The sequence below is a fragment of the Bradyrhizobium sp. CCBAU 65884 genome (genome assembly GCF_028128835.1).
GTDB lineage: Bacteria > Pseudomonadota > Alphaproteobacteria > Rhizobiales > Xanthobacteraceae > Bradyrhizobium > Bradyrhizobium ottawaense.
This window is the reverse complement of record NZ_LBJU01000112.1, coordinates 17,556-43,307: the sequence shown is the minus strand read 5'-3', so window position 1 is coordinate 43,307 and position 25,752 is coordinate 17,556. Positions and strand designations below refer to the sequence as shown.

The window sequence follows — 25,752 nt, the reverse complement described above, 5'->3', positions numbered from 1 at the left end:
AGCGACGCAACATCGGCTGCGGAGATACACTTCCGCAGCCCACTTTGAGGATACAATTGGAGCGTTCCAGCGCCGAAAGATCAGGCGCTGGCGTTCTCGACGGCGCGATCGGACCGATCGGCGTAGATGTAGAGCGGACGCGCCGTTCCTTCCACGACTTCGCGCGAAATCACGACCTCTTCCACACCTTCCAGGCCCGGCAGATCGAACATGGTCTCGAGCAGGATCGCCTCGAGGATCGAACGCAATCCGCGCGCACCGGTCTTGCGCTCGATCGCCTTGCGGGCAACCGCGCCAAGCGCCTCGTCGGCGAAGGTCAGCTCGATGTTCTCCATCTCGAACAGCCGCTGGTACTGTTTCACCAGCGCGTTCTTCGGCTCGGTGAGGATCTTCTTCAGCGAGGTCTCATCGAGGTCCTCGAGCGTCGCCACGACCGGCAGACGGCCGACGAACTCGGGGATGAGGCCGTACTTCAGGAGGTCCTCAGGCTCGACGTGACGGAAGATCTCGCCGGTCCGGCGGTCTTCGGGCGCCATCACCTGGGCTGCGAAGCCGATCGAGGTCGACCGTCCGCGCGCCGAGATGATCTTCTCGAGGCCGGCGAAGGCACCGCCGCAGATGAACAGGATGTTGGTGGTATCCACCTGCAGGAACTCCTGCTGCGGATGCTTGCGGCCGCCCTGCGGCGGGACCGAAGCCACCGTGCCTTCCATGATCTTGAGCAGCGCCTGCTGCACGCCCTCACCCGACACGTCGCGCGTGATCGAGGGATTGTCGGACTTGCGGCTGATCTTGTCGATTTCGTCGATGTAGACGATGCCGCGCTGGGCGCGCTCGACGTTGTAGTCGGCGGCCTGGAGCAGCTTCAGGATGATGTTCTCGACGTCCTCACCGACATAGCCGGCCTCGGTCAGCGTCGTCGCATCCGCCATGGTGAACGGCACGTCCAGGATGCGGGCGAGCGTCTGCGCGAGCAGCGTCTTGCCCGAGCCGGTCGGACCGATCAGCAGGATGTTCGACTTCGCGAGCTCGACGTCGTTGTGCTTGGTCTGGTGGTTGAGGCGCTTGTAGTGGTTGTGCACCGCGACCGACAGGACCTTCTTCGCATGGCTCTGGCCGATCACGTAGTCGTCCAGGACCTTGCAGATTTCCTTCGGCGTCGGAATGCCGTCGCGCGACTTGACCAGCGAGGATTTGTTTTCCTCGCGGATGATGTCCATGCAGAGCTCGACGCACTCGTCGCAGATGAAGACCGTGGGACCCGCGATCAGTTTGCGGACTTCGTGCTGGCTCTTGCCGCAGAACGAGCAATATAGCGTGTTCTTGGAGTCGCTCGTGCCGACCTTACTCATTCATGTCTCCGTCCGCGGTTCGATCCCGTTCCGCTCGATCGCTCCATTCCGACACGATGGTCGGCATGAAGCTTAAGTAGAGCAAATTCCGTACCAAAAAAGACCCTACGCGTTACATCCCGTGCGAATCACGGTCACTCGATTCTCCGCGATCATAGCCGATCATTCGTAGCCAACCATGCTGTCACCCGACTATCAAGAATTCGCTAATCGGGGGTCGCCGGCTACCCGTGACAATACCGTGATTTCCGGTCTTGGCACGGACGAAGTGATCGAAATCACCCCGGCGTTGCTGGATTGCCACGAAAAACAAGCACGAAAGCGGAACCTTCTGCTTGCCGCAGGGCGCAAAATACCGTTTTGCGACGCGCACACGCGTCCTAAACGTGAACGCCCCCCTGATGGTGCCCGGCGATGCCCGAGGGTCTAACAAGGGATCGCCGCAGCCCCAGTAGTGCTACGGGGTCTTCGCCGCCGCCGGTTCCTCGGCACGCTTGTCGATGACCCTGTCGACCAGGCCGAACTCCTTGGCGTCGTTCGCGGTCAGGAACTTGTCGCGTTCCAGCGCGTCCTCGATCGCCTTGTAGGTCTGGCCGGTGTGCTTCACGTAGATCTCGTTGAGCCGCTTCTTCAGGTTCAGGATTTCCTGCGCGTGCAGCATGATGTCGGTGGCCTGGCCCTGGAAGCCGCCGGAGGGTTGATGCACCATGATGCGCGCGTTCGGCAGCGAGAAGCGCATGTCCTTCTCGCCGGCGGCGAGCAGCAGCGAGCCCATCGAGGCCGCCTGCCCCGTGCACAGCGTCGAGACCGGCGGGCGGATGAACTGCATGGTGTCGTAGATCGCAAGGCCCGACGTCACCACGCCGCCCGGCGAGTTGATGTACATCGAGATTTCCTTCTTCGGATTTTCCGCCTCGAGGAACAACAACTGTGCGACGACCAGCGTCGACATGCCGTCCTCGACCGGACCGGTCAGGAAGATGATGCGCTCCTTCAAGAGGCGCGAGAAGATGTCGTAGGCGCGCTCGCCACGGTTGGTCTGCTCGACCACCATGGGCACGAGGTTCATGTAGGTTTCAACCGGATCGCGCATAAGTCACCTAGGGTTTTTAAGAGGCGGACATCGCCAGTCTTGACTGCCAGTTTGGGCTGGATCTGCTGAAGGCCGATGGACGTCCCGTGATGCAGGAACTTGGTAGAGGTAGAAGGCGTACCGACAGATATAGCCCAATTCGCACCTGACAAGTGCGGAGCGCATTAAGGCTTAATCCGCGGGGCAGTTGAAGCTGATTCGTACGAAGAGGCCCAGCCGGCCATCTGGCTAGCTGGGCCTCTTTGCCGATCATCCTTAATGGATGGCTGCCTCAGAGCCCCATTCCGATGGTATCGGAACGGGCCTCAGGCTGCGGTCTTTTCCGCCTCGTCGTCCTTGTAGAGGTCCTCGCGCGAGACCTTCTTCTCGGTCACGTTGGCGAGCTCGAGGATGAAGTCGACGACCTTGTCCTCATAGATCGGTGCACGGAGCTGGGCCAACGCCTGGGCGTTGCTGCGGTAATAGTCCCAGACTTCCTTCTCGCGGCCGGGCATCGAGCGGGCGCGCTCGATCACGGCGCGGCCGACCTCGTCGTCGGTCACGGTGATCTTGTTCTTCTCGCCGATCTCGGAGAGCACGAGACCGAGCCGCACGCGGCGGTCGGCGATCTTGCGGTACTCTTCCTTGGCGGCGTCCTCAGTGGTGTCCTCGTCGGCAAAGGTCTTGCCCGCGGAGTCCATCTCGGCCTTGACCGAGTTCCACATGAGATTGAACTCCTCGTCGACCAGCGAGGGCGGCGCCTCGAAGCGATGGGCTTCATCGAGGCGGTCGAGCAGCGCGCGCTTGACGCGCTGGCGCGTCGCGCCGGCGAACTCGACGTTCAGACGCTCGCGCGCGGCTTCCTTGAGCTTGTCCAGCGATTCGAGGCCAAGCGTCTTGGCGAACTCGTCGTCGATCGCGATGTCCTGCGGCGCCTCGATCGAGGTCGCGGTGGTCTCGAACTCGGCGGGCTGGCCGGCGAGCTTGTCGTTCATGTAGTTCTTCGGGAACGACACCTTCAGCGTGCGGGTCTCGCCCGCGCCGATGCCGGTCAGCTGCTCCTCGAAGCCGGGAATGAAGGTGTTGGAGCCGATCACGACCTGGATGCCTTCGCCGGTGCCGCCCTCGAAGACTTCGCCGTTGATGGAGCCCTTGAAGTTGATGGTGACGCGGTCACCCGACTCGGCCTTGGCGCCCTCGGCCTTCGCGGCATAGCCGCGGTTGGTATCAGCGATGCGCTTGATCGCCTCGTCGACGTCGGCGTCGGTGACGTCGGCCACGGGCTTCTCGACCTGGAAGGTCTTGAAGTCGGCGAGCGCGATCGCCGGCACCACCTCGATCGCGACCGTGTAGGTCAGATCGGTCTTGCCGCTCAGCAGCTCCTCGACCTCGGCCTGCTCGCTCGGCATGGTGATCTTCGGCTCGGTCGCAAGGCGGAAGCCGCGCTCGGAGAACAGCTGCGTGTTGGTGTCGCGGATGGTCTGGTCGATGGTCTCGGCCATCACCGAGCGGCCGTAGACCTTCTTCAGGTGAGTGACCGGCACCTTGCCGGGGCGGAAGCCGTTGATGCGGACCTTGTCCTTGAGGTCGACGAGCTTGGCGCCGGCCTTGGCGTCGAGATCAGACGCGGGAACGCTGATCTTGAACTCGTGCTTCAAACCTTCCGAGAGGGTTTCTGTGACCTGCATGGCGTCCAATCTTCTTCCCGTTCGGTCCCGGCGCGCATGCGTCGGGACGCTGTCATTAATCGATCCGGCGCGGGGCAAACGCCTCAACGCCGGTGCTTCATCGAACCGGCTCCCGGCGGACAAACATCCGCGCGAAAGCAGGTCTCGTAATCCGTGCAAACGCGATAAGCGCTTGGTGCGGGCGGAGGGACTCGAACCCCCACAACTTTCGTCACTGGAACCTAAATCCAGCGCGTCTACCAGTTCCGCCACGCCCGCGTAAATTTGCATCAAGACCGGCCGCGATGCCGCGGGCGGCCGGGCTTATAACATGTGCCTGACTGTTCGCAGCAAAAAAATGGCCCGATGGAGGCAGGCTTTACGTAGGCACGACGGCTGGACTTATCCAGCGTAGCGTGGTCCGGATCGGCCCATGAAAACGCGGTTCTTCGACCCGACCCGACGTGAGCTTTTGGCCGGCCTTGCCGCCGGGCTTGGCACCGGGCTTGGCGCCTCGGCGGCCGGGTTGGTCGCCAGCAGTGCCGCCCCGGCCCTGACCGCCCAGCTTTCCCTTCAGGCAAGGCCGCAAACCTTGGCTCTGAGGCCGGCTCAGCCAGCTACACCAATCTGGGAGCTGGCCGCCGTAAGCCACCTCGGGAGCGTCCGTCTCAAGCGCGGCGACCGCTGCGAGGTGGTGTTTCGCAACGACCTGCCTGTCCCACTTGCCCCAGCCTGGTACGGCCTCAATGGCCCGGCCGCGGCCGACCCGCTGCGCGGGCGCGCGCCCGCTCCGCCGGGCGCGACCGAAACCTCAATTATTTCAGTACCAAGCGCGGGAACCCTGCTGGCGGACTTCCGCCTCTTCGAGGACGTCCTGACGCGGCCTGCGCGCCCGCTTCCGGTCATCGCGCAGGAGGCAAACGCTGGCGCGGTCGATCGCGACGAGGTCCTGCTGATCGAGGAGTGGCGGTTGCGGCCGGACGGCACCGCACTCCCCCCGGGACGGGCCCCAAAGGACGCGACGCCGCTCTATACGCTTAACGGACAGACTTCATTTGAACTCTCAGCTGCAGCTGGCGAGCGTTTGCGGCTGCGCTTCATCAACGGCTCCCAACGCACTGTTCTGGCGATCAAATTGGAAAACCACGACGTCCGGGTAATGGCCCTGGACGGACAACCCGCCGAACCGTTCCCGGCGCGCAACGGTGCTCTGGTCCTGGCCCCGGGCGGGCGTGCCGATGCCATTGTGGATGCGGCCAGCTCGGCCCCGATTCTGCTCCATGACGGCAAGGAGGCGCACCGGATCGGCTCGCTTGCGGTCTCCGGCAGACTGGAGCGCCGCGCGCCGCTGTTGCCGCCGCAGCCGCTCCCTTCCAACGACCTGCCCGACAAGCTGGATCTCCGAGGCGCCCTGCGGTTCGATGTCGCGCTCGGCGCAGCCGACGCTGGATGGGCACGGTGTGCCGACTTCTCCAGATCCTCCGCCCCGGCCCTCCGCGCCAAGGCGGGCCGCACCGTCGTGCTGGCCCTCAAGAACACAGGCCCGGTGACGACCGTCTTCCACCTCCACGGCCACCACTTCCGCCTGCTCGACAAGCTCGACGACGGCTGGAAGCCGTACTGGCTCGACACGCTCGCCATCGAGCCCGGCCAGACCCAGCGCATCGCCTTCGCGGCGACCTCCCCCGGACAATGGCTGATCGAATCCGTCGCAACCGACTGGGCCGCGCCGCGGCTGGTGCGATGGTATGGGGTGGAGTGAGGCCGCGATTAGGCGTGCGGCTTGGCCGTGAGTTCGATTCCAAGCGCCTTCATCACCGCGATCGTCGTCTTGAGCGTCGGATTGCCGTTGGTGCTGAACGAGCGATAGAGCTGCTCGCGAGACAGGCCGGTATCCCTGGCAATCTGCGTCATCCCCTTGGCGCGGGCGACGACCCCAAGGGCATGTGCAATATAGGCTGCATCCTCCGTCTTGAACGCCTCTTCCATAAAGACGGCAATGGCCTCGTCGGACTGGAGGTCCTCGGCCGGGTCATAAGTCGTCAGCTTCTCGGCCATCTCATTCGCTCCACGTCTCGGCAAGGCGTTTAGCCGCCTTGATGTCTTTCGCCTGCGTGCTCTTGTCGCCGCCGCACAGCAAAACGATGATCAGGCTGCCGCGCTTCTGGAAATAGATGCGATAGCCGGGGCCGTAATGGATACGCAGTTCGCTTATTCCATCGCCCACCGGCTCGACATCGCCTGCGTGGCCTAGTGCCAACCGGTCCAATCGCGACGCAATCCGTGCTTTGGCACGCTCATCCTTGAGTCGCGATCGCCACTTCCGAAATGTTTCAGTCTGCTTGAGCTCGACCACCTGTAGTTTTTAGACTACAAGCGAACACAAATCAAGTGTTCTGCGCCTCCAAACGTAGCGGGTGTCCGGTTCTCTCTCCTCGTTCCGCGCCCCGGCGGTCTGCTCGACCTGCACGAAGCCACGCGCCTCGTAGAAGCGGTGCGCCCGCGTGTTGCGCTGGAAGGTCCAGAGCTCCAACCGGTCACAGGCCCGTTTGGCGACGTCGAGGAGCTCGGTGCCAACGCCGCGGCCTTGAGCGGCCGGAAGTACGTAGAGCTGCTCGATCCAACCGTCACGGAACGCGATGATCCCGCTCAGCACATCACCCTCGAACCGTCCCCACACGCGGCACGTCGGAAAGACGCGCTCGCGGTAGAACCAGCGGTCCTCATCCGGCGTGCGTAGCCCGAGGAGCGACGGCATCGCCTGGTCGAATGCGATCCGATGGACTTGCGCTGCCGCGCCCATGTCGGCGAGCGCGAGCTGTCTGAGCACTAGTACTCCACCCCCAGCGCATCATAGATCCGCCGGTGCACAGCCGGCAGCGTCTCGGTGAGATCCTCCGCGATCAGGCCCGGCCCGGCTTCTCGTCCCGCCTCGCCATGCATCCAGACGCCGATGCTGGCGGCTTCGAAGGCCGGCACGCCTTGCGCCAGCAGACCGGCGATGATGCCGGCGAGCACGTCGCCGGCGCCGGCGGTGGCGAGCCAGGGCGGCGCGTTGGCAGCGATGGTGGCGCGGCCGTCGGGGGCGGCAATGGTGGTGTCCGGGCCCTTCAGGAGCACCACCGCGCCGGAGCGCTCGGCAGCGTCGCGCACGCGCTCCAGCTTGGAGCGGCCCGGGTGCTTGTTGCTGAGGTCCGAGAACAGGCGCGGAAACTCGCCCTCGTGCGGGGTCAGCACCACCGCGTTGTCTTGCGATGACTTGATCGATTCGAACAGGCGCTCGGGGGTTGCGGCAAAGCTCGTCAGGGCATCGGCATCGAGCACCAGACGACGCTGCGCGCTCAGCGCGGTGTGAACGAGATCGCAGGTGCGCTCACCGATGCCCGCGCCGGGGCCGATGATGCAGGTGTTGTAGCGCTTGTCGCCGAGCAGCTCGCCGAACTCGACGACGGTATCGACGGGGCGAACCATGACGGCCGTGAGCGCAGCCGCGTTGATCGCGAGCGCATCGCGCGGGCTCGCCAATGTCACAAGGCCCGCCCCTGCCCGCAGCGCGCCGCGCGCGGCGAGCCGCGCAGCGCCGGTCGCCGCCGCATCGCCGGAGACTGCCAGCACATGCCCCCGCGCGTATTTGTGGCCATCGATGCGCGGCACCGGAAAGGCGGCGCCCCAGACATCCGGATCGTCCTCGAACGTCTGCGGCGCGATCTCGTCCAGCACCTGCGCGTCGATGCCGATGTCGGCGACGCGCACCCGGCCGCAATGCATCCGGCCGGGCAGCAAGAGATGCGCCGGCTTCTTGCGGAAAAAGGTGACGGTTTCGGTGGCGTTCACCGCCGCGCCCATCACCGCCGCACTGGTGCCGTTGATACCGCTCGGCAGGTCGACCGCGAGCACCGGGGCGCAGTTGGCGTTGATCGCCTCGATCATCGCGCGCGCCTCGCCGTCGACGGGACGGCTGAGGCCTGCGCCGAACAGCGCATCGATGATCAGCGCCGGGCGTCCGATCGCCTGTGGATTGAACGGCAGCACCGGATGCTTCCAGCCGCGCGCCGCGGAGGCCGCGTCGCCCTGGAGCTGGTCGCGCTCGCACATCAGGATGACCGAGACCTCCCGCCCCTGCGCGGCGAGCTCGGCGGCTGCGACAAAACCGTCACCGCCATTGTTGCCGGGGCCGGCCACGATCAGGATCGGCCCCTCCTCCACCAGCGCCTGGGCGGCCTCGGCGACGGCCTGGCCCGCGCTCAGCATCAGCTTGAAACCGGGCGTGCCGGCTGCGATGGTGAGCTGGTCGGCGCGCTGCATTTCAGCGGTGGTCAGAACTTCCATGCCACTTCCCTGGTCCAAACGCCTTTTCAACAGGCACATGCCGCGCCGCCCCACCCTGGGGAACATCGATCTGCACACTTATTGAACCGTTTGCCTATTTCGTAGTCTTCGGTATTTTGTGCAGGTCGGCACCACTACTCAGAGATGCTCGTTAAAAGGCTGATAACGCTCCAACAATCAGGACATGTGCAACTTGGCATAGACCCTGCTTTCGAGGAAGCCGCTTCGGTTCGTCGTGCTCACTGGCATCTATCAGGGTGTGGCCGGCCGTTGTTGCCGGACTGGTCAGGGTTTCAGGCATAGCGAAGACAAGATCGTGCGTTAAGAAAAGCGCATCCTGACGAAGACGTTGCTATTTGATCGAAAGGCCGGAGGCGCGCAGTGAAGAAAATCGAAGCCATCATCAAGCCATTCAAGCTCGACGAGGTGAAGGAAGCGCTTCAGGAAGTCGGCCTTCAGGGCATCACCGTCACCGAAGCCAAGGGTTTTGGCCGGCAGAAGGGGCACGCCGAGCTCTACCGCGGCGCAGAATACATCGTCGACTTCCTGCCCAAGGTGAAGATCGAGATCGTGATCGGCGACGATCTGGTCGAGCGCGCCATCGACGCGATCCGCCGCGCCGCGCAAACCGGACGCATTGGCGATGGTAAGATCTTCGTCTCCAACATCGAAGAGGCGATCCGCATCCGAACCGGCGAATCCGGGCTGGACGCTATCTGAGCCGGGTGCTATCCCGAATTTTGCGACACTCCGACTAGAAAGAAGGCTGCTTCGGCGGCCTGATTTCGTTTGTGCGGTCGCGCAAAACTCGCCCGAGCGAGAATAATTTTGCTCATCTGGAAACCGACCCGCAGAGCCAAAAGGGGTATGCATGAAGACCGCCAAAGACGTCCTGAAATCGATCAAGGACAACGACGTCAAGTACGTCGACCTGCGCTTCACCGATCCGCGCGGCAAGTGGCAGCATGTGACGTTCGACGTCAGCATGATCGACGATGACATCTTCGCCGAAGGAACGATGTTCGACGGCTCCTCGATCGCCGGCTGGAAGGCGATCAACGAGTCCGACATGTGCCTGATGCCCGATCCGGTCACCGCGACGATCGACCCGTTCTTCGCCGAGACCACCATGGTCATCACCTGCGACGTGCTCGAGCCGACCACCGGCGAGCCCTACAACCGCGACCCCCGCGGCATCGCCAAGAAGGCCGAGGCCATGGTGAAGTCGATGGGCGTGGGCGACAGCGTGTTCGTCGGCCCCGAGGCCGAGTTCTTCGTGTTCGACGACGTGCGCTATTCGGCCGAGCCCTACAAGACCGGTTTCCGCCTCGACTCCTCGGAGCTGCCGACCAACTCCGACACCGAATATGAAGGCGGCAATCTCGGCCACCGCATCCGCACCAAGGGCGGTTACTTCCCCGTCCCGCCGCAGGACTCGGTGCAGGACATGCGCTCGGAGATGCTGGGCGCCATGGCCAAGATGGGCGTCAAGGTCGAGAAGCATCACCACGAAGTCGCTTCCGCCCAGCACGAACTCGGCATGAAGTTCGACACGCTGACGCTGATGGCCGACCACATGCAGATCTACAAGTACTGCATCCACCAGGTCGCGCACATCTACGGCAAGACCGCCACCTTCATGCCGAAGCCGATCTTCGGCGACAACGGCTCGGGCATGCACGTGCACCAGTCGATCTGGAAGGACGGCAAGCCGGTGTTCGCCGGCAACAAATACGCCGACCTCTCGGAGACCTGCCTGCACTACATCGGCGGCATCATCAAGCACGCCAAGGCGATCAACGCCTTCACCAACCCGTCGACCAACTCCTACAAGCGCCTGGTCCCGGGCTATGAGGCCCCCGTGCTGCTCGCCTACTCCGCGCGCAACCGCTCGGCCTCCTGCCGCATCCCCTACACCGCTTCGCCGAAGGCCAAGCGCGTCGAGGTGCGCTTCCCCGATCCGATGGCCAACCCGTATCTCGGCTTCGCCGCGATGCTGATGGCCGGCCTCGACGGCATCAAGAACAAGATCGATCCGGGTCCGGCGATGGACAAGGACCTCTACGACCTGCCGAAGGAAGAGCTGAAGCAGATCCCGACCGTCTGCGGTAGCTTGCGCGAGGCGCTCGAGAACCTCGACAAGGACCGCGGCTTCCTCAAGGCCGGCGGCGTGTTCGACGACGACTTCATCGACGCCTATATCGAGCTGAAGATGACCGAAGTCGCCCGCTTCGAAATGACCCCGCATCCGGTCGAGTTCGAGATGTACTATTCGGGCTAAACGGCCCGGAAGGTATCCGACAAGCAAAAGGCGCTCCGCAAGGAGCGCCTTTTCGTTTGATCGTAGGGTGTACGACCTGCCCGCTACCACGTCGCCGTAAAGGCCTTCTGCAGCTCTGCCGGCGCGGTCACGCCACCCGCGATCAGCAATTGCGTGAGCACCCGCGCCTTCTGCGGATTGAGGTCTTCGGACACGACGAACCCGTTCTTGTCGTCATCGACCTCGACGTTCCGCGTCACGAAGCCCGACCGAACCCGCGTCGAGCGAACCACGATGACGCCCTTCTTCGCCGCAGCTTCGAGCGCATCGAGCGCCGGCTTCGAGGTGTTGCCGTCGCCGACGCCGGCAAGCACGATGCCCTTGGCGCCGTGCGAGATGGCGTCCTCGATCGGAACGGCGTCCATGTTGGCGTGCGAGTACACGATCGCGACGCGCGGCAATTGCTCGCCGGCTGGAAGCTGATAGGTCGCGCGCTTGAGACCTTGAGCCTGCGCCATGAAGCGAATGCCGCCGGCGCTGTCGACATAGCCGACCGGCCCGTCATTGGCCGAGCTGAACGTCTCGATGCTGGTAGTGTTGGTCTTGGTGACCGAGCGTGCGCCCTGAATCTTGTCGTTCAGCACCGCCAGCACGCCGCGCCCGCGCGAGCGCGGGTCGGCCGCCACCTGCACGGCCTCGTAGAGATTGCCGGGGCCGTCCGCGCTGACGGCCGTCGCCGGCCGCATCGAGCCGACGATCACCACCGGCTTGTCGCCGCGCACCACGTTGTCGAGGAAGAACGCGGTCTCCTCGAGCGTATCGGTGCCATGGGTGATGACGACCGCATCGGCCTCGTTCTTGTCGAAGGCCTCCTGGATGCGACGGGCCAGCGCAAACCAAGACCTTGTCGTTCATGTTTTGGGACCCGATCGACGAGATCTGCTCGGCGTTCAGCTTTGCGAGCTTGTCCAGGCCCGGCACCGATTGCATCAGCTGCTCGCCCGTGATCTGGCCGGATTTGTAGGCGCCGGTCGCACGCGCGTCGGCCTGGCCTGCGATGGTGCCGCCGGTCGCAAGCACGAGAATGCGCGGCAGGCCGGCAGCCATCGCGTCCTTGCCCGATTCGGCGGCCTGCGCCGCGGCGATCCCGCACGACCAAAGTGCGAGGGCGATCAGCGGAGCGGCGAGGATCCACGGCCGATTTCGGCGGTGGATTGCGGGTCTGGCGGCATGCTTCGTCATCGAATTCTCCTCCCGTTCAAGTTGGGATCGACATTCGATACGCCCAATGGGGCCGAAGATGGGTCAGCCTGTTGCTTGTCGCTAAGGATTGTCCCGCCGCGGCATGAAATGGTCGAGCAGGCCCGTCGGCAGCGGAAAGACCACGGTCGACGACCGTTCGCCCGCGATATCGTGCAGGGCCGCGAAGTAACGCAGCTGCATCGCCTGAGGCTCCTGCGCGAGAATCCGGCCGGCCTCGACGAGCTTTTCGGCAGCCTGCTGCTCGCCCATCGCATTGATCACCTTGGCACGCCGCAACCGTTCCGCCTCGGCCTGTTTGGCAATCGCGCGCACCATGGTTTCGTTGATATCGACGTCCTTGATCTCTATGCCGGTCACCTTGATGCCCCAGACGTCGGTCTGCTTGTCGAGGATCTCCTGGATGTCGGCGTTCAACCTGTCGCGCTCGGCCAGCATCTCGTCGAGCTCGTGCTTGCCGAGCACCGAGCGCAACGTGGTCTGCGCGAGCTGGCTGGTGGCGGCCATGTAATCACCGACCTTGATGATGGCACGTTCGGGGTCGACGATGCGGAAGTACAGAACGGCGTTGACCTTGACGGACACGTTATCCCGCGAAATCACGTCCTGCGGCGGCACGACCTGCACCATCACGCGGAGGTCGACCTTGACGAGTTGCTGCACGACCGGAATGAGGATGATGAGGCCCGGGCCCTTCACGCCGGTAAAACGGCCGAGCGTGAAGATGACGCCACGCTCGTATTCGCGCAGGATCCGAATGGCCTGGGATAGAAACATGATGACGAGCAGCAGAAGCGCCGCATAGGTCAGATATTCCAGCATCATGATGTACCTCCCTCACCGGTCCTGGCCGGTGCGCGCCGTATCAGCAGCGTCAGGTCGACGACGTTCGCGACTTCGACCGTCTCTCCGGGCTTGAACGTTTCGGCGCCACGCGCCTGCCAGCGCTCGCCATGGGCGAAGACGTGACCTTCGCTCCCACTCCAGTCGAGAACCTCGGCGGGCAAGCCTCGCATCGCCTGCGCGCCGACCCGTTCCGGAGCCCGGGCGGCACGCCGAAGCGAACCAAGCACGACCAGAGCAAAGCCGGCGAACACGGCGGCCGTGATGCCGATCACCCACCACGACAGGTGGTAGCCGGGCGCCTCGACCCTGAAGAGCATCAGCGCTCCCAGCACGAAAGCGATGATGCCCCCGAGACCGATCACCACCGTCGGATTGAAGGCTTCGACGGTGAGAAGCACGATGCCGACCAGCATCAGGGCAAGGCCGGCATAGTTGATCGGCAGCAAATTGAGCGCATAGAGACCGATCAGCAGGCAGATCGCGCCGACCACGCCGGGAGCGACGGCTCCGGGAGACATGAACTCGAAGATCAGGCCGTAGATGCCGACCATCAGGAGAATGAACGCCACATTCGGATCGGTGATGACCGCCAGGAAGCGGGATATCCATCCGGGGTCGATGGCTTCGACGACCGCATCCTTGGTCGCGAGGCGTTGCGTCTTGCCGCCTGCAACCTCCACCACACGGCCATCGAGCTGCCTCAGCAATTCAGCCTGATCGCGCGCGACCAGCTCGATGGCGTGGGCCTGCAGCGCGCCGTTGGCAGAGAGAGTGGCGGCCTCACGGACCGCTTTCTCCGCCCAGTCCACATTGCGGCCACGCAGCTCCGCAAGGCTGCGGATGAAAGCAACCGCGTCATTGGTCACCTTTGCCGTCATCGCATCCTTGGGCTGATCTCTGGGCTGATCCTTCTCGCTCTGCTGGTCGCCGTCCTTCTTGTCCTTGCCGCCCTTGTCCGGTGTGCCGCCCGGCAGCCCCGGCAGCGGTCCGCCAATCTGCACCGGCGTTGCCGCACCGATATTGGTGCCCGGCGCCATCGCCGCGATGTGGGTCGCATAAAGGATATAGGTCCCCGCGCTCGCCGCGTGGGCGCCGGAGGGAGCGACGTAACCGACGACGGGCACGGGCGAGGCCAGCACATCCGCAATGATCTCGCGCATGCTGGTATTGAGGCCGCCGGGCGTGTTGATTCTCAGAAGCACGACCTCGGCGCGCCGTTCGCTTGCCTTGGCCAAGGCCTCCTTCACGTAACTGGCCGACGCAGGGCCAATGGCTCCGTCGATCGACACAATCAGTGCAAGACGGCCGTTCTCCTCCGCTGAACTGGGAAGGAGGCAGCAGATCAAAGCCACGACGCCAATCGCCGCAACGAGGGCCGCCTTCATGGTCTGCACGGCAGGGCTCCCTTGCAGAGCATATGGTGTTCGCCTCTCGAACCTCAATGCAGCCGTGTGCTGGTGCAGGCCCTTGTCCTGATTGTGCGATGCAATGGAAACCGCCCCGTAGATCGGTTGAGCACGGGGCGGTGGCGGGCGGACCATGCCTTGAGCTGATCCGCCCACGCATTCCGTGCTGCTAGCGCCGGGCGATCCGCACCCCGTCCGTCCCGATCGGGCCGAACGTGCTCGCGATGATCTCAGCTGTCGGCTGCATGCCGCCGAGCGACCAGTGCGAGGGCTCCTGCTCCTCGATCCTGACCCAGACGTTGCGGCGGAAATCCGGGCTGCCCTGCCCTTCGACCTCGACCAGGAGGTCGGTGACGCGTTCGAGCAGCGTCTTCTTCTGCGCGGCATCCAGAATGCCGCGGACGGTGGAAATGGTGACGTAAGGCATGTCTCTCTCCAATCATGTCGGGTGACGACGGCGGCAGATTGGACCGGGCGCTCTCCGCAAGGCAGTGGCGGATAAGACAGAGATCAGGCAATTTCCGCCACGCGCCCGCGGACCCGATCGGATAGGATCGCGGCATCAACCCCGGGGGGTCTCATGAAGCTCGCAATTCTGGCACTGGAAGGCTGCATGCATTCGGCGATCGCCGGCGTCGCCGACATCCTGTCGCTCGCCAATCACGTCATGCAGCAGAGCGGCGCAAAATCCCGCTTCAGCTGGCAGACGCTTTCGCTCGACGGCAAACCCGTGCGCGCCGGCGGCGGCCGGATGGTCGTGGTCGATGGCGGGATCGGGCAACGCGCTCGCTTCGACGCGATCCTCGTCCCCGGTAACCTCGTCGATCACGTCACGGCCGAGCGCCTGCAACCGCAATATGCCCGGGCCGGCGCCTGGCTCCGGCAGCAACACGCGAACGGCCGGCTGATCGGCGCGTTCTGCAGCGGCGTGTTCCTGCTGGCCGGCGCCGGCCTGCTCGACAACCGCCGCGCCACCATCACCTGGTGGCTGCAGGGCGAACTGCGGCAGCGTCATCCCACCATCGACCTCGCCGCCGACGCCGTCATCACAGTTGCGGACCGCATCGTCTGCGCAGCTGGCCCGATGTCGTGGGTCGACCTGCTGCTCAGGCTGATCGAGCTGGTCGAGGGCAAGGAGACCGCAAAACTATGCGCGGACTACGTCGTCATCGATACCGCGCAGCGCACCCAGTCGATCTTCATGCCCGTCGGCTATCTGCTCTCGCAGGACCCGCTGCTGACCAGGGCCGACCTCCTGGTTCGCCGCACCGGCAAGGCTCCCATGACGGTCAAACGGCTTGCCGGCGCGCTCGGCCTCAGCGAGCGGACGCTGAACCGGAAGTTTCAGGAGCTCACGCACGAGCCGCCGCAGGCCTTCATCATGCGCCGCCGCGTCGAGCACGCGCGCACGTTGCTGGAGACGACGACACAGCCGATCAAGGCGATCGCGCGCACGACCGGCTATGAGGACGAGAGCAGCTTTCGCAAGGCATTCCGCAAGCTCACTTTGATGTCACCGCAGGCCTATCGCGCGCGACGGATGGAGCGGACGATGTGAGACGCCTTCGAGCCGTCCGCTTTCGTTCCGCATCCGACTCCACTTCGTTCTCAAAGAACAAATCAGAGCCGCAAAAATCAGGGCGGAGCAATTCCTACTGATTGGTTTACGTAGGGCGGATTAGCCGAAGGCGTAATCCGCCGACTGCTGGTGACGCTCATGCACGTTCGCCAAAGTCACCGTCCGTGCTGCTCTCTCCTGCCCAATCCTCAGGAAACAGGCCCGCCTCGACATCTCGGTGGAACGACGAATGCGGCCAGGCCAACACGCGGGTCACATAACCATGCTTCACGGGATTGATGTAACAATACTCGACATGGCGTGCGTAGTCGGTTTCGTCGCGGATGAGGTGCTCCCAGAATCGGTTCTGCCATATGCCACGCTCCCGTCCTGCGATCTGTACCGCGGTCAAAGGCTCCGTCTTCGGCAAGGTCTTCGCGAAGCGCGTCTTGATCAATCTCCACCGCATGGAAAAATCGGCATCGCCGTCCGGAAGCGTCCAGACTGCATGAAGGTGGTCCGGAAGAACGACAAACGCATCGATCGCGAAAGCATAGTCCCGACGCGTCGCTGCAACAGCCGCGCGCAGCGCTGCGATGTGCTCGACGAGCAGCCTCTGCTTGCGGTCGAGAAGATTGACCGTGAAGAACCAGCAACCACCCGGAACAAATGCACGGCGATAGTTTGGCATTGAAGCTGCCCAATCAAGACAAGATGGCGGATTACGCCTTCGGCTAATCCGCCCTACGGCCCGCTCTGGGCGAATGCGGAGGATGCGAGCAGGAGAAGGACCGTGACGGTGGCGCTGCGCTTAGCGAACAACGCCAGCCGCGTCGTCCGTGCTCGGGATCAGCCAATCGAGCCCGATCAGGCACACTTCGAGGACAACGAACGCGACAATGCCGCCGACCCAGCCGAAGAAGACGATGGAAAAGGTCCCGAGCAAGATTGCGCAAAACAGGTCGGCAAGCACCTTGCAGACGCGGAAGTCTCGGTCGTGTCCAGACGGGAAATACGGCATCGGGCGCCCCTTTCGCTGCTCTGGGCCCGGACTTAGCCACAGCGCGAGGCGACCGTCTACTCCGCCAGCCTGCTGATCAGTTGCGACGTCGCAATCGAGATCCGCCGCTCCCCGTGCAAGGGCAGCGTTCGCAGGTCACCGGCAGCCCTCCAATATCTTTGGATCAATCCCCGGGCCGAGATACTTCCTCAATTCTTCGGCGGGCCGAAATCAAGCGGCGGCGGCAGCTCGATGTCGGGAATTTCGATCTTGATCTTGTCCAGATCCACCTTCCTCGGAGCATCCAGCAGCCCCGTGACCGTGATCGGGAATGCGATGACGACCGCAACCATGATCGCCTGCAGGCCGATCCAGGGCATAGCGCCCCAATAGATGTCCGAGCTCTTGACCTCCTTCGGCGCAACACCCCGCAGGTAGAACAAGGCGAAGCCGAACGGCGGATGCAGGAAGGAGGTCTGCATGTTGACGCAGAGCATGACACCGAACCAGATCAAGGCAGCATCCGCCCCGACGACGGGAGTGAGCAGCTTCTGCGCGATCGGCGCGATCATCGGGATGATGATGAAGGCGATCTCGAAGAAGTCGAGGAAGAAGGCGATGAAGAAGATGAACAGGTTCATGAAGATCAGGAATCCCCAGACCCCGCCCGGCAGCGATGTCAGCATGTGCTCCAGCCAGACACCACCGTTGCAACCGAGAAAGACGATCGAGAAGCAGGTCGATCCGATCAGGATGAACGTCACCATGCAGGTGATGCGCATCGTGGTCTCGTAGCCCTGCTTGACCAGGGTGCGCAGGTCCGGAATCCTGACCGCCTCGATGCAGACCCAGGCGACGGCGAGATAGGCAATCGCGAAGGCGATCTTGAACGGCAGATTCGGCGTGAAGTAGATCCCGATGATGGTGCCGACACCCGCCGCCGCAACGCCGACGAGCAATATCTTGCGGCCAGCCAGGCTGAAATCCTTGTGATGGATGACGGCAAGGACGATCGCGCCGACGGCGCCCATCGCGCCTGCTTCGGTCGGGGTGGCGAGCCCCAGCATCATCGTGCCGAGCACCACGAAGATCAGAACAGCGGACGGAATGATGCCCAAAAGGCATTTGCGCCAGAGCGCCCAGCCAGTGAGCGTCCTTGCTTCCTTGGGCACGGCCGGAACGTGGCCCGGCTTGATCACGCTCAGCGCAAACGTGTAGCCGGCGAACAGTGCGATCTGGAGGATCGAGGGGCCCCAGGCGCCCAGATACATATCGCCGACCGACTTCCCGAGCTGGTCCGCGAGCACGATCAGAACCAGCGACGGAGGCACCAGCTGGGTAATGGTGCCGGAGGCTGCGAGCACGCCGGTGATGTAGCGCATGTTGTAGCCGTACCGGATCATCACCGGCATCGAGATCAGCGCCATCGCGATGACCTGCGCCGCCACGGTGCCCGTGATGGCGCCGAGGATGAAGCCGACGATGATCACGGAATAGCCGAGGCCGCCGCGAATGGGACCGAACAATTGCCCCATTGAATCCAGCATATCCTCGGCGAGGCCGCATCGTTCGAGGATCGAGCCCATGAACGTGAAGAAAGGAATTGCCAGCAGCAGCTCGTTGGCCAGAACGCTGCCGTAGATGCGCTCCGGGATGGCCTGGAGGAAGCTGAACCCGAAAAATCCCTCGTGAATCGCGAGAAATCCGAACGAAAGCCCGAGAGCGGCCAGCGTGAAGGCGACCGGAAATCCGATCAGCATGGCCAGGACCAGCCCGCCGAACATCATCGGCGGCATCATTTCAATCGTGATCATTGGGTCGGCCGCTCGTATTTCGCATCGATCGTGACTTCACCACGCAAGGCCGCAATGCGTTTGATGGCCTCCGAGACGCCTTGCAAAGCCAGCATGAAGAATCCCGCAGGCAGGACAAATTTGATCGGCCACCGGAGGAGGCCGCCGGCATTGTTGGACATTTCGCCGATGATGAACGAGTTGTGGAACATAGCCCATGAGAGGTAGCTGAGGAGCAGGCACGCCGGGACGAGGAATACCAATGTCCCGATCAGGTCGAGCCACAGCTGGCCGCGTTCGGAAAGCATGAGGTACATGATTTCGACGCGCACATGCTCGTTACGCTTGAAAGTATAGGACGAGCCGAACATCACGACGACGGCGAACATATACCACTGCGTCTCGAGCCAGCTGTTGGAGCTGTAACTGAAGGCATAACGGATCATCGCATTTGCAGCGCTGACCACGCAGGCCGCGAGCACCAAAACGTTGCAGACGTTGCCGACCTTTTCATTCAGCCAGTCGATAGCCGTACTTACCGCCAACAATGGGCGCATCGATGCCTTTTCCCCGCTCGCTGAGTGCTACCCCCCAGGCGAGCAGGACCATGGCGCTGCAGCAGCAGCCTTCCATTTCTGCGCGGGAGCTAGTTCCCCTCCTGATGCTTCCGCCCGTTCTTGTTTTGGGCAAGACAAGACATGTTCAGGTCTCGCCCGCCGCGTGAAGCGAGGCCACCATTACCGTCGCCCAATTCCGGGTCAACAGGAAAATTGGACAGTTTGCCGCAGCGGGGTCTAAAACATCGTCGCAGTGCTTAACGGGTTGACCTGCGGGGCATGGTCGAAGCGCGGGCGCGCCTACCCTTCCACGTCGTACTGCTTGCAGAGGTGATCGCCGATCTGGACCAGCATGGCAACGCATTCAGGGTAGCCGGGCCGGTCCGAGGTGGCCTGGTCCGCGCTGGCTCGAAACTCCCAGGAAGTACCATCTCGGAGGATCGAGATTGTCATTCCATCGGGACAATCGGCGTGGACCTTCAACTCGGCCTTCGCCATGGCGATCAGTTCGCTTTCCGTCTTCACAGGTCTGCTCATGAAGGTCATCCTCCGTCTTGGGGCAGAACTTTAGTTGTATCTGCCAAATCCACCAAACAAGTCTTCCCGATAAAGCGGCTACCGGCATTGGGATAGCGCAATAAGTCCCTACCAGGGTCACTCCCGCGAGGCGTCGGGCAAAACACCCGGTCAAGCCCTTGGCGTAAAAATATTCCACTTTCCCGAATTTCGGATTTGTGGCATACCCTCGCCCATCCCGGCCCCTGCCAAAGGGGCGCTTCGCGATCGTCACGAGATGCGGGCCGGGTGGCGGTGGACGCGGTAGCGCCGGCGCGGCTCGGCATGATGACAGGGCGGGCAACCGTGAGTCCTCAGGCGACGCGATACGACACGGCGCGGTCACAGCGGTTTCGTCGATGCCTGGGGGCGAGCACACGCAAGCCTTCCGGGTATTTCGGCGGGATCGTCCGCGGACGGAGAAGTCGTGTGGTCCTGACGCCCGGGGTCTGTGCGTCAAGGCTTGCGGTGATGCGGCGGCCCGACCGGGCACGCGCATCGATCATCCGCAAGGCGACGGGGGCAATAGTGCATCGCTCCCCGGGGAGAGCACGAAGGACACCGTTAAAACCAGCCGCGCAGGGAAGGCCGGGCGACCGGCATCACCTGTGGTCCACCCCGTGTGCATCTTCGTCGCGCACGGACTTGCGGGTGCCGCCGGCGCCCGGCCTTCCCTGCGCCCTTTGGTCTTCAAGGAGCGCGAACGACAGCAAGCCTCGGGCGAAACGCGCCGCGAGAGCGCGAAGGCGTGTCTGCGAGTTGCGCTGAGAGCGTGGAGATGCCGACGATGCACCTTGCTCCGTTATTGCGAGGAGTTCTTGCGACGAAGCAATCCAGAATCCCACCGCGGAAAGATTCTGGATTGCTTCCGCCTTCGCCAAGGCTTCGGCGGACAAGTCGCTACGCTTGCAATGACGGTGGGAGAAAGCGCCTCAGCCGCCTCTCGTGCCCCGGACGCAGCGCAGCGCCCCTTAGCGGTGCGCTGCAGAGCCGGGGCCCACGTCACAGCGGTGCGCGGTGCGGCGCTGGGTCCCGGCCCTGCGCCGCAACGCATACGCGTTGCAGCTTGTCCGGGACACGAGAGTACCCTACGCCGCCGCGCGTTGCCGCGCGACCAGGGCCTCGCCAAAGGCTTCGAACAGCTTGCGGTTGACCGGATTGCGCTGGGGATCGTATTCGGCGTGCCATTGCACGCCGAGCGCGAAGGTCGGGGCTTCCGCGATCCGGATCGCCTCGATGGTGCCGTCCTCGGCGACGCCCTCGACCAGCACGCGCTTGCCGGGATCGAGGATGCCCTGGCCATGCAGCGAATTGACCCTGATCTTCTCGCAGCCGAGCAGTTTTGCGAACGCCCCGCCCGGCGTCAGTTCGACGTCGTGACGGTCGGCGAACACCACGGTCGGATCGGGGTGGATCTCGCCGTTCTCGAGCCTGGGCATGCGATGGTTCATGCGGCCGGGAATTTCGCGGATCTCGGGATGCAGCGAGCCGCCGAAGGCGACGTTCATCTCCTGGAGGCCGCGGCAGATGCCGAACAGCGGCACACCGCGGGCGACGCAGGCGACCGAAAGCGCCAGCGCCACCTCGTCGCGATGGATATCGTACGGCTCGTGGCGCTCGCAGGGATCGACATTGAAGCGGGTCGGATGGACGTTGGCGCGGGCGCCGGTGAGCACGATGCCGTCGACCACGTCGAGCAGCGCGCCGATATCGGTGATATCAGGCGCGCCCGCGAACATCATCGGCAGGCCACCGGAAACCTCGGCCACGGCGCGCAAATTGCGCTCGCCGACCATCTGGACCTGAAATCGATTTTCGACGCGATGGGCATTCCCGATCACGCCGACGACCGGCTTTCTCATCTGTCGTTCCGCGCCTCTCCGATAAGAAGATTCTCCAAACATGCCCTTGGGCTGGAACAAATTCAACAGAAGGGATCGCGGGACGGCAATGCTATTTTCGCGCAAATGCCTCCCGGGCCTCGCCCCCGGCGGGCAGCCCGGCGGCCTGCAGTGCGGTTGCGGCAGGATCGCCCGGGGCGGCCAGCCAGGGCAGTTTCGCATCGATGCCGCGCGTCACGGGCTCTCCGAGCACCCCACCGAAATCGATCGGCCAGAACCCGTTGGGCTCGACCTCGGCAGTGATGCCCCGGATCGCATAGCCCTCGCCCAGAACCGCCTCCGCATGGTCGCCGGCGACAAGGCGGGCCGTCTTGGGATCCTTGGGATCGCCAAAGCTCACGAGCACCGGCACGAGGTCTGCCTGCACCGGGACAACGCCGGTCTGCCGGTGGATATCGTTGAACGAGACGCGGTTGCCGCGCGCGGCGCCATAGGCACGGAGCGCGACATAGTTGATGTCGTCGAAGTCCAGCTTGGCGTCCTGCCGGTGCGCCAGCAATGCCACCAGATTCTTGCTCTGACCGAGATCGACGAACACCGCCTCCCCGCGCATCGTGGTGCGGCCGCCACGGTTATAGTTGCGGTCGGGCACGACGGCCAGAACGCCGGATCCGGCCTTGATCCCGTCAGGCGTCGTGACCTCGACCGTCAGACGAAATTTGTGGCCGGGCCGGTTGATCCGGATCTGGTCGCCGACCACGAGCACGGCGAGAAGCCCGAGCAGACCGGCCCATTTGCTGATGAAGCTCAAACCGCCCCCATTGCTCTTTCCTCATCGCTCTGCACCGTCGGCACGCCGACGTCAAACCAGCGTGTTGACGCGGTCTTGATCCGAAGCGCGTTTGCCCGGAGAGTGCAGCGCGCATTGCGCTGAAAAGGACCCGATGTGACCATGTCGTCCAAAGATGAACGCTCCCGGACCCGCGGCGACCTCGCTTGGGCGATCGCGGTCGGGGGCATCGGCGTCGTGCTGTTCACCGCGCTGCTCGCCTTCACCTGGTATTTCGCCGCCACCCTGCTGCTGATCTTCACGGGCATGCTGCTCGGTCTCGGCCTCAACGCGCTGACGGGCGCGCTCGGCCGCCGCGTGCCCCTGCCGCATCCGGTGCGGCTCGCGATCGTCTGCACCGCGCTCGCCCTGATGCTCGCCGGCATCGCCTATCTCGGCGGCGCCACCATCGCCGAACAGGCTTCGCTGCTGAGCAAGACCATCAAGTCGCAGATCGGGAACGTGAAGTCCTTCCTGGACAACCACGGCATCGACACCAGCTTCTTCGATTTCGGCAACGGCGCGACCGACGCCTCGGCCACTGCGCCGTCGGAGACGGCGCCCGCACCAGCAGCGCCCTCGCGCGGTCCCCTGCCCGGCGCCGGCGCGCTGGCCTCCAGTGGCGGGGCGATCGTGAGCCAGACTTTCAAGCTGCTGCTCGGCACCATCCACGGTGTCGGCAACATCTTCATCGTGCTGTTCCTAGGCTTCGCCTTCGCCGCCCAGCCGGCCGTCTATCACGACGGTCTGCTATTCCTGGCGCCTGCCAGGCACCGCACCCGCGTCGCCCTCATCATCGATCGCATCAGTGAGACTCTGGAGCGCTGGCTGATCGCGCAGATCATCGTCATGCTCGCGGTCGGCGTGGTGACCTGGATCGGGCTTGCCATCATCGGCATCCCCAGCTCGTTCATCCTGGGAATTCAGGCCGGCCTGCTCGCCTTCATCCCGACCATCGGGGCCATCATCGCCGGCGTCGTCGTGGTGCTGGCGAGCCTCGCCTCGGGCTGGATCCCGGCGCTATCGGCCTTTCTGCTCTTCATGGGCGTGCACGCCATGGAGAGCTACGTGCTGACACCGATCCTGCAGCGGCAGGCGCTGGACATTCCGCCGGCCACCCTGTTCGCGTTTCAGATCGTGCTCGGCGTCGTGTTCGGCATCTGGGGCCTGGCGCTGGCACTGCCGCTGGTCGCCATCGCCAAGGTCATGATCGACCATTTCAAGACCTATGAGGCGCCGCCTTTGGCAGAAGCGGCCTAGAGCATGATCCGGACCCGAAGGGCCGCGTTAGCGCAAAGTGTGCAGCGGTTTTCCGATAAGATCATGCTCCAGAAATAAACCCTCAGGTCGTGAGCACGGTCTCGGTGTGCTCCACCTCGGGCGGCGAAGCAAAATACTGGCCGACGAGGCCGCGCCATTCGGTGAAATTCTCCGAGCCGCGGAAATCGACGGTGTGGTTCTCCAGCGTCGCCCATTTCACCATCAGCCGGTAGCGCTGCGGCTTCTCGATCGATTTGTGCAGCTCGAAGCCGTGAAACCCCTTGGAGCGGCCGAAGGCGTCCCTGGCCTTGGCGACAGCGGCCTCAAAATCCTTCTCGCTGCCCGGCTTGACGTCGATTTGCGCGATCTCGGTGATCATCGGTTTCCACCCTTTTTGTTCGATGGGCGTGTCTAGCGCAGCCGGCGAAAAAGAAAAAGGCGCCGAAACGGCGCCCTGGTCGGCCCAAAAATGCAGGTCTCTCAGAGCAGCAGCAGGACGGTGCCCGCCACGATCAGGGCGCAGCCGATGAACAGCGCGAGCGGCCAGTAGCTGCGGCGGCCTTGCGTGTAACGCCCCTGCGCGCGGCGCTCGGTGATCAGCGCGCTCTCGTATTCATCCGCGGTCGAGAACAGACAGGCGAAGCCGCTGCGTGCCGAGGCCGCAGCGGCTTCGAGCGACATCAGGGCAGCTTGCGGGTTCTGTCGACGGATCGATTCCATGACCGCAATGGTAGGGATCGAATGGTAAACAGGGGATTACCGCGGGTGCTGCCCCCGCGTCTCAGGCGGTGGCCGGACGCGGCTGCGGCGCACTGATCCGCGCGGCGCTCTGTCGGCGCCAGTTCTCCAGCGACAGCGGCAGCTCCTCCGCCGCCTCGACGCGGTTACGGCCGCCGCGCTTGGCCTGGTAGAGTGCGGTGTCGGCCGAAGCCAGCAGCACCTCGAGCTCGGTGCCGGCGGGCCCGCCGGCGACGCCGATGCTGACGGTGGTGTCGACCGGGCCTTCATCGACCACGACGCCGGACGTCTCGAACGCCTCGCGCACGCGCTCGGCGACCAGCACGCCCTCCTCCAGCGAGCACGGCAGCAGCGCGGCGAACTCCTCGCCGCCGATGCGGCCCGACATGTCGGTGATGCGCAAATTACTGACGACGACGGTGGAGAACAGTTTCAGCATCTCGTCGCCGGCGGGGTGGCCGAAACGATCGTTGATCGACTTGAAGTGATCGATGTCGAAGATCATCACGGTCACGGGACGTCCGGCCTTGGCCTCGCGCTCGATCACGCGGCCGCAGGCTTCCGAGAAGCCGCGCCGGTTGAGCATGCCGGTCAGGGGATCGGTCGACGCGGCGGTGCGGTGCGCGGTCACGGTGCGCTCGGACACCAGCATGAAGATCACGAACACGGTGCCGACGGCGTAGAGGATGAGTTCAACCGCGAACACCTTGACCCAGATGCTCTGGGAGAAGCCAGCATCGTGCGGACGCAGGAAGCTGCCGATCAGGACCGGCAGCATCAACACGCAGCCATGCATCACCGGCATCACGAAGGCCGGCCAGCGCCGCTGCAGGCTCTTGCGCCGTTCGGTCCAGAGCTCGCTGGCGGTCAATGCCGCGTAAACCGAGACGATGCCGGCGCCGATGATCATCCGCAACATGGATGCCTCGGGGTCGAGCAGCGTGACGGCGGCGACCCAGGCGAGCGCGCCGAGCACGAGACCCGGCCAGTTCGGCTTGCGGCCGTGGAAGACGCGCGCCGCATTCCACACCATGCCGCAGGCGACGAAGCCGACCGCGTTCAGCGCAAGGTAAAGATGCGGGCCCAGCCTGTCGCCGGCCGCGGTCCACAGCGCGACGGAGGCGGCACCGAGCAGATACGCGGTGCCCCACCATTTCAGTGCAGGGCTGTTCTCCTGCCTGCCGAAAAACACCATCATGGCGCCGAGCAGTGCGGCAACCATGGTGGCGACCAAATAGAGCGTGATGCTATCGAGCGACATCATGTCGGCCCCCTCTAGAACATAGCAGTTACGCGACCGGCCCAGCCGATTTGCGCGCCCTTCCGAATGCGACGCTAGGTCGCGCGAGTTCCATTCAGGTTTTCGCGGGAGGCCAAGTTTTCGGGAAACACGCCATCAATTTGCATACAAACGAACAACAAAAAGGGC

26 protein-coding genes, 1 tRNA gene and 1 pseudogene are annotated in these 25,752 nt (G+C 64.0%); 6 read left to right on the top strand and 22 right to left on the bottom strand.

Annotation, left to right across the window (positions count from 1 at the left end):
• Positions 1-80: 80 nt before the first annotated feature.
• The 4 genes from clpX to XI03_RS15355 all read right to left on the bottom strand — a co-directional run bounded on the left by clpX (position 81) and on the right by XI03_RS15355 (position 4,370).
• The gene (clpX, locus tag XI03_RS15370; RefSeq protein ID WP_018320118.1) at positions 81-1,352 is read right to left on the bottom strand and encodes an ATP-dependent Clp protease ATP-binding subunit ClpX; all 1,272 of its coding nucleotides are present in this window, start codon (positions 1,350-1,352) and stop codon (positions 81-83) included.
• A 457-nt stretch (positions 1,353-1,809) separates the two neighbouring features.
• Positions 1,810-2,445, bottom strand: coding sequence for an ATP-dependent Clp protease proteolytic subunit (locus XI03_RS15365; protein ID WP_028141438.1), 636 nt, complete (start codon positions 2,443-2,445; stop codon positions 1,810-1,812).
• Positions 2,446-2,750: 305 nt separating this feature from the next.
• Positions 2,751-4,112, bottom strand: a complete 1,362-nt coding sequence (gene tig, locus XI03_RS15360) for a trigger factor (protein WP_028141437.1) — start codon at positions 4,110-4,112, stop codon at positions 2,751-2,753.
• 173 nt (positions 4,113-4,285) lie between these two features.
• Positions 4,286-4,370 (bottom strand) — tRNA-Leu (locus tag XI03_RS15355).
• Between the two features lie 154 nt (positions 4,371-4,524).
• On the opposite strand from XI03_RS15355, the gene XI03_RS15350 reads away from it, so the two are divergent.
• Positions 4,525-5,853 (top strand): multicopper oxidase family protein, encoded by a 1,329-nt coding sequence (locus XI03_RS15350; protein WP_271592565.1) that lies wholly within the window; start codon positions 4,525-4,527, stop codon positions 5,851-5,853.
• A gap of 8 nt (positions 5,854-5,861) precedes the next feature.
• Here the strand turns inward: XI03_RS15350 and XI03_RS15345 are convergent, their stop codons facing one another.
• The 4 genes from XI03_RS15345 to XI03_RS15330 are packed head-to-tail and all read right to left on the bottom strand — an operon-like array spanning position 5,862 to position 8,420.
• Positions 5,862-6,149, bottom strand: coding sequence for an addiction module antidote protein (locus XI03_RS15345; RefSeq protein WP_038971411.1), 288 nt, complete (start codon positions 6,147-6,149; stop codon positions 5,862-5,864).
• 1 nt (position 6,150) lies between these two features.
• Positions 6,151-6,447 (bottom strand): type II toxin-antitoxin system RelE/ParE family toxin, encoded by a 297-nt coding sequence (locus XI03_RS15340; RefSeq protein WP_271592564.1) that lies wholly within the window; start codon positions 6,445-6,447, stop codon positions 6,151-6,153.
• A 9-nt stretch (positions 6,448-6,456) separates the two neighbouring features.
• Positions 6,457-6,921 (bottom strand): GNAT family N-acetyltransferase, encoded by a 465-nt coding sequence (locus XI03_RS15335; RefSeq protein ID WP_271592563.1) that lies wholly within the window; start codon positions 6,919-6,921, stop codon positions 6,457-6,459.
• A complete protein-coding gene (locus XI03_RS15330; RefSeq protein WP_271592562.1) occupies positions 6,921-8,420 on the bottom strand; it encodes an NAD(P)H-hydrate dehydratase in 1,500 nt (499 codons plus the stop codon). Before XI03_RS15330 ends, XI03_RS15335 begins: the two co-directional genes overlap by 1 nt.
• A gap of 381 nt (positions 8,421-8,801) precedes the next feature.
• Between XI03_RS15330 and XI03_RS15325 the strand changes: the two genes are divergently transcribed.
• Together XI03_RS15325 and glnA are read left to right on the top strand one after the other, a co-directional pair.
• A complete protein-coding gene (locus XI03_RS15325; protein ID WP_007603495.1) occupies positions 8,802-9,140 on the top strand; it encodes a P-II family nitrogen regulator in 339 nt (112 codons plus the stop codon).
• A 151-nt stretch (positions 9,141-9,291) separates the two neighbouring features.
• Positions 9,292-10,701, top strand: a complete 1,410-nt coding sequence (gene glnA / locus XI03_RS15320; protein ID WP_018320110.1) for a type I glutamate--ammonia ligase — start codon at positions 9,292-9,294, stop codon at positions 10,699-10,701.
• An 83-nt stretch (positions 10,702-10,784) separates the two neighbouring features.
• On the opposite strand, the gene XI03_RS15315 is transcribed toward glnA, so the two are convergent.
• The 5 genes and pseudogenes from XI03_RS15315 to XI03_RS15295 form a co-directional block, all read right to left on the bottom strand.
• Positions 10,785-11,558 (bottom strand): asparaginase, encoded by a 774-nt coding sequence (locus tag XI03_RS15315; protein ID WP_271592608.1) that lies wholly within the window; start codon positions 11,556-11,558, stop codon positions 10,785-10,787.
• A 91-nt stretch (positions 11,559-11,649) separates the two neighbouring features.
• Positions 11,650-11,787 (bottom strand): annotated as a pseudogene (locus XI03_RS15310) (asparaginase domain-containing protein); the annotation flags it as partial.
• Positions 11,788-12,003: 216 nt separating this feature from the next.
• Entirely contained in the window at positions 12,004-12,765 is a 762-nt protein-coding gene (locus XI03_RS15305; RefSeq protein ID WP_018320108.1) for a slipin family protein, read from the bottom strand.
• Entirely contained in the window at positions 12,762-14,180 is a 1,419-nt protein-coding gene (locus tag XI03_RS15300; protein ID WP_028141433.1) for an NfeD family protein, read from the bottom strand. Before XI03_RS15300 ends, XI03_RS15305 begins: the two co-directional genes overlap by 4 nt.
• 181 nt (positions 14,181-14,361) lie before the next feature.
• Complete coding sequence (locus XI03_RS15295; RefSeq protein ID WP_028141432.1) at positions 14,362-14,619, bottom strand: tautomerase family protein; 258 nt, start codon at positions 14,617-14,619, stop codon at positions 14,362-14,364.
• A 153-nt stretch (positions 14,620-14,772) separates the two neighbouring features.
• Here XI03_RS15295 and XI03_RS15290 point away from each other — a divergent pair, with 153 nt between their 5' ends.
• Complete coding sequence (locus tag XI03_RS15290; RefSeq protein ID WP_028141431.1) at positions 14,773-15,750, top strand: GlxA family transcriptional regulator; 978 nt, start codon at positions 14,773-14,775, stop codon at positions 15,748-15,750.
• A 157-nt stretch (positions 15,751-15,907) separates the two neighbouring features.
• On the opposite strand, the gene XI03_RS15285 is transcribed toward XI03_RS15290, so the two are convergent.
• Positions 15,908-16,441, bottom strand: coding sequence for an REP-associated tyrosine transposase (locus tag XI03_RS15285; RefSeq protein WP_271592561.1), 534 nt, complete (start codon positions 16,439-16,441; stop codon positions 15,908-15,910).
• A gap of 102 nt (positions 16,442-16,543) precedes the next feature.
• On the opposite strand from XI03_RS15285, the gene XI03_RS15280 reads away from it, so the two are divergent.
• Complete coding sequence (locus XI03_RS15280) at positions 16,544-16,807, top strand: hypothetical protein (protein ID WP_271592560.1); 264 nt, start codon at positions 16,544-16,546, stop codon at positions 16,805-16,807.
• A 152-nt stretch (positions 16,808-16,959) separates the two neighbouring features.
• Here the strand turns inward: XI03_RS15280 and XI03_RS15275 are convergent, their stop codons facing one another.
• From XI03_RS15275 to XI03_RS15255, 5 genes are all read right to left on the bottom strand, one after another.
• Positions 16,960-18,564, bottom strand: a complete 1,605-nt coding sequence (locus XI03_RS15275) for a TRAP transporter large permease (RefSeq protein WP_271592559.1) — start codon at positions 18,562-18,564, stop codon at positions 16,960-16,962.
• The gene (locus tag XI03_RS15270; RefSeq protein WP_028141427.1) at positions 18,561-19,100 is read right to left on the bottom strand and encodes a TRAP transporter small permease subunit; all 540 of its coding nucleotides are present in this window, start codon (positions 19,098-19,100) and stop codon (positions 18,561-18,563) included. The genes XI03_RS15275 and XI03_RS15270 overlap by 4 nt, the downstream gene beginning before the upstream one ends.
• Positions 19,101-19,400: 300 nt before the next feature.
• Positions 19,401-19,637, bottom strand: a complete 237-nt coding sequence (locus XI03_RS15265; protein WP_028141426.1) for a hypothetical protein — start codon at positions 19,635-19,637, stop codon at positions 19,401-19,403.
• Positions 19,638-20,743: 1,106 nt separating this feature from the next.
• The gene (locus XI03_RS15260) at positions 20,744-21,517 is read right to left on the bottom strand and encodes a gamma-glutamyl-gamma-aminobutyrate hydrolase family protein (RefSeq protein WP_028141424.1); all 774 of its coding nucleotides are present in this window, start codon (positions 21,515-21,517) and stop codon (positions 20,744-20,746) included.
• 91 nt (positions 21,518-21,608) lie between these two features.
• The gene (locus XI03_RS15255; RefSeq protein ID WP_038948763.1) at positions 21,609-22,307 is read right to left on the bottom strand and encodes a hypothetical protein; all 699 of its coding nucleotides are present in this window, start codon (positions 22,305-22,307) and stop codon (positions 21,609-21,611) included.
• A 141-nt stretch (positions 22,308-22,448) separates the two neighbouring features.
• Here XI03_RS15255 and XI03_RS15250 point away from each other — a divergent pair, with 141 nt between their 5' ends.
• The gene (locus XI03_RS15250) at positions 22,449-23,585 is read left to right on the top strand and encodes an AI-2E family transporter (RefSeq protein WP_271592558.1); all 1,137 of its coding nucleotides are present in this window, start codon (positions 22,449-22,451) and stop codon (positions 23,583-23,585) included.
• Between the two features lie 82 nt (positions 23,586-23,667).
• On the opposite strand, the gene XI03_RS15245 is transcribed toward XI03_RS15250, so the two are convergent.
• From XI03_RS15245 to XI03_RS15235, 3 genes are all read right to left on the bottom strand, one after another.
• A complete protein-coding gene (locus XI03_RS15245) occupies positions 23,668-23,964 on the bottom strand; it encodes an antibiotic biosynthesis monooxygenase family protein (RefSeq protein WP_271592557.1) in 297 nt (98 codons plus the stop codon).
• A gap of 101 nt (positions 23,965-24,065) precedes the next feature.
• Positions 24,066-24,305, bottom strand: a complete 240-nt coding sequence (locus XI03_RS15240) for a hypothetical protein (protein ID WP_028141420.1) — start codon at positions 24,303-24,305, stop codon at positions 24,066-24,068.
• Between the two features lie 61 nt (positions 24,306-24,366).
• Positions 24,367-25,587 (bottom strand): GGDEF domain-containing protein, encoded by a 1,221-nt coding sequence (locus tag XI03_RS15235; RefSeq protein ID WP_028141419.1) that lies wholly within the window; start codon positions 25,585-25,587, stop codon positions 24,367-24,369.
• Between the last annotated feature and the right edge of the window lie 165 nt (positions 25,588-25,752).

What these genes read in the sequence shown, in the direction of transcription:
- clpX (WP_018320118.1), bottom strand. Translation starts at nt 1,352, where the DNA reads ATGAGTAAGGTCGGCACGAGCGACTCCAAGAACACGCTATATTGCTCG.
- XI03_RS15365 (WP_028141438.1), bottom strand. Translation starts at nt 2,445, where the DNA reads ATGCGCGATCCGGTTGAAACCTACATGAACCTCGTGCCCATGGTGGTC.
- tig (WP_028141437.1), bottom strand. Translation starts at nt 4,112, where the DNA reads ATGCAGGTCACAGAAACCCTCTCGGAAGGTTTGAAGCACGAGTTCAAG.
- XI03_RS15350 (WP_271592565.1), top strand. Translation starts at nt 4,525, where the DNA reads ATGAAAACGCGGTTCTTCGACCCGACCCGACGTGAGCTTTTGGCCGGC.
- XI03_RS15345 (WP_038971411.1), bottom strand. Translation starts at nt 6,149, where the DNA reads ATGGCCGAGAAGCTGACGACTTATGACCCGGCCGAGGACCTCCAGTCC.
- XI03_RS15330 (WP_271592562.1), bottom strand. Translation starts at nt 8,420, where the DNA reads ATGGAAGTTCTGACCACCGCTGAAATGCAGCGCGCCGACCAGCTCACC.
- glnA (WP_018320110.1), top strand. Translation starts at nt 9,292, where the DNA reads ATGAAGACCGCCAAAGACGTCCTGAAATCGATCAAGGACAACGACGTC.
- XI03_RS15305 (WP_018320108.1), bottom strand. Translation starts at nt 12,765, where the DNA reads ATGATGCTGGAATATCTGACCTATGCGGCGCTTCTGCTGCTCGTCATC.
- XI03_RS15295 (WP_028141432.1), bottom strand. Translation starts at nt 14,619, where the DNA reads ATGCCTTACGTCACCATTTCCACCGTCCGCGGCATTCTGGATGCCGCG.
- XI03_RS15290 (WP_028141431.1), top strand. Translation starts at nt 14,773, where the DNA reads ATGAAGCTCGCAATTCTGGCACTGGAAGGCTGCATGCATTCGGCGATC.
- XI03_RS15285 (WP_271592561.1), bottom strand. Translation starts at nt 16,441, where the DNA reads ATGCCAAACTATCGCCGTGCATTTGTTCCGGGTGGTTGCTGGTTCTTC.
- XI03_RS15275 (WP_271592559.1), bottom strand. Translation starts at nt 18,564, where the DNA reads ATGATCACGATTGAAATGATGCCGCCGATGATGTTCGGCGGGCTGGTC.
- XI03_RS15270 (WP_028141427.1), bottom strand. Translation starts at nt 19,100, where the DNA reads ATGCGCCCATTGTTGGCGGTAAGTACGGCTATCGACTGGCTGAATGAA.
- XI03_RS15265 (WP_028141426.1), bottom strand. Translation starts at nt 19,637, where the DNA reads ATGAGCAGACCTGTGAAGACGGAAAGCGAACTGATCGCCATGGCGAAG.
- XI03_RS15260 (WP_028141424.1), bottom strand. Translation starts at nt 21,517, where the DNA reads ATGAGAAAGCCGGTCGTCGGCGTGATCGGGAATGCCCATCGCGTCGAA.
- XI03_RS15250 (WP_271592558.1), top strand. Translation starts at nt 22,449, where the DNA reads ATGTCGTCCAAAGATGAACGCTCCCGGACCCGCGGCGACCTCGCTTGG.
- XI03_RS15245 (WP_271592557.1), bottom strand. Translation starts at nt 23,964, where the DNA reads ATGATCACCGAGATCGCGCAAATCGACGTCAAGCCGGGCAGCGAGAAG.
- XI03_RS15240 (WP_028141420.1), bottom strand. Translation starts at nt 24,305, where the DNA reads ATGGAATCGATCCGTCGACAGAACCCGCAAGCTGCCCTGATGTCGCTC.
- XI03_RS15235 (WP_028141419.1), bottom strand. Translation starts at nt 25,587, where the DNA reads ATGATGTCGCTCGATAGCATCACGCTCTATTTGGTCGCCACCATGGTT.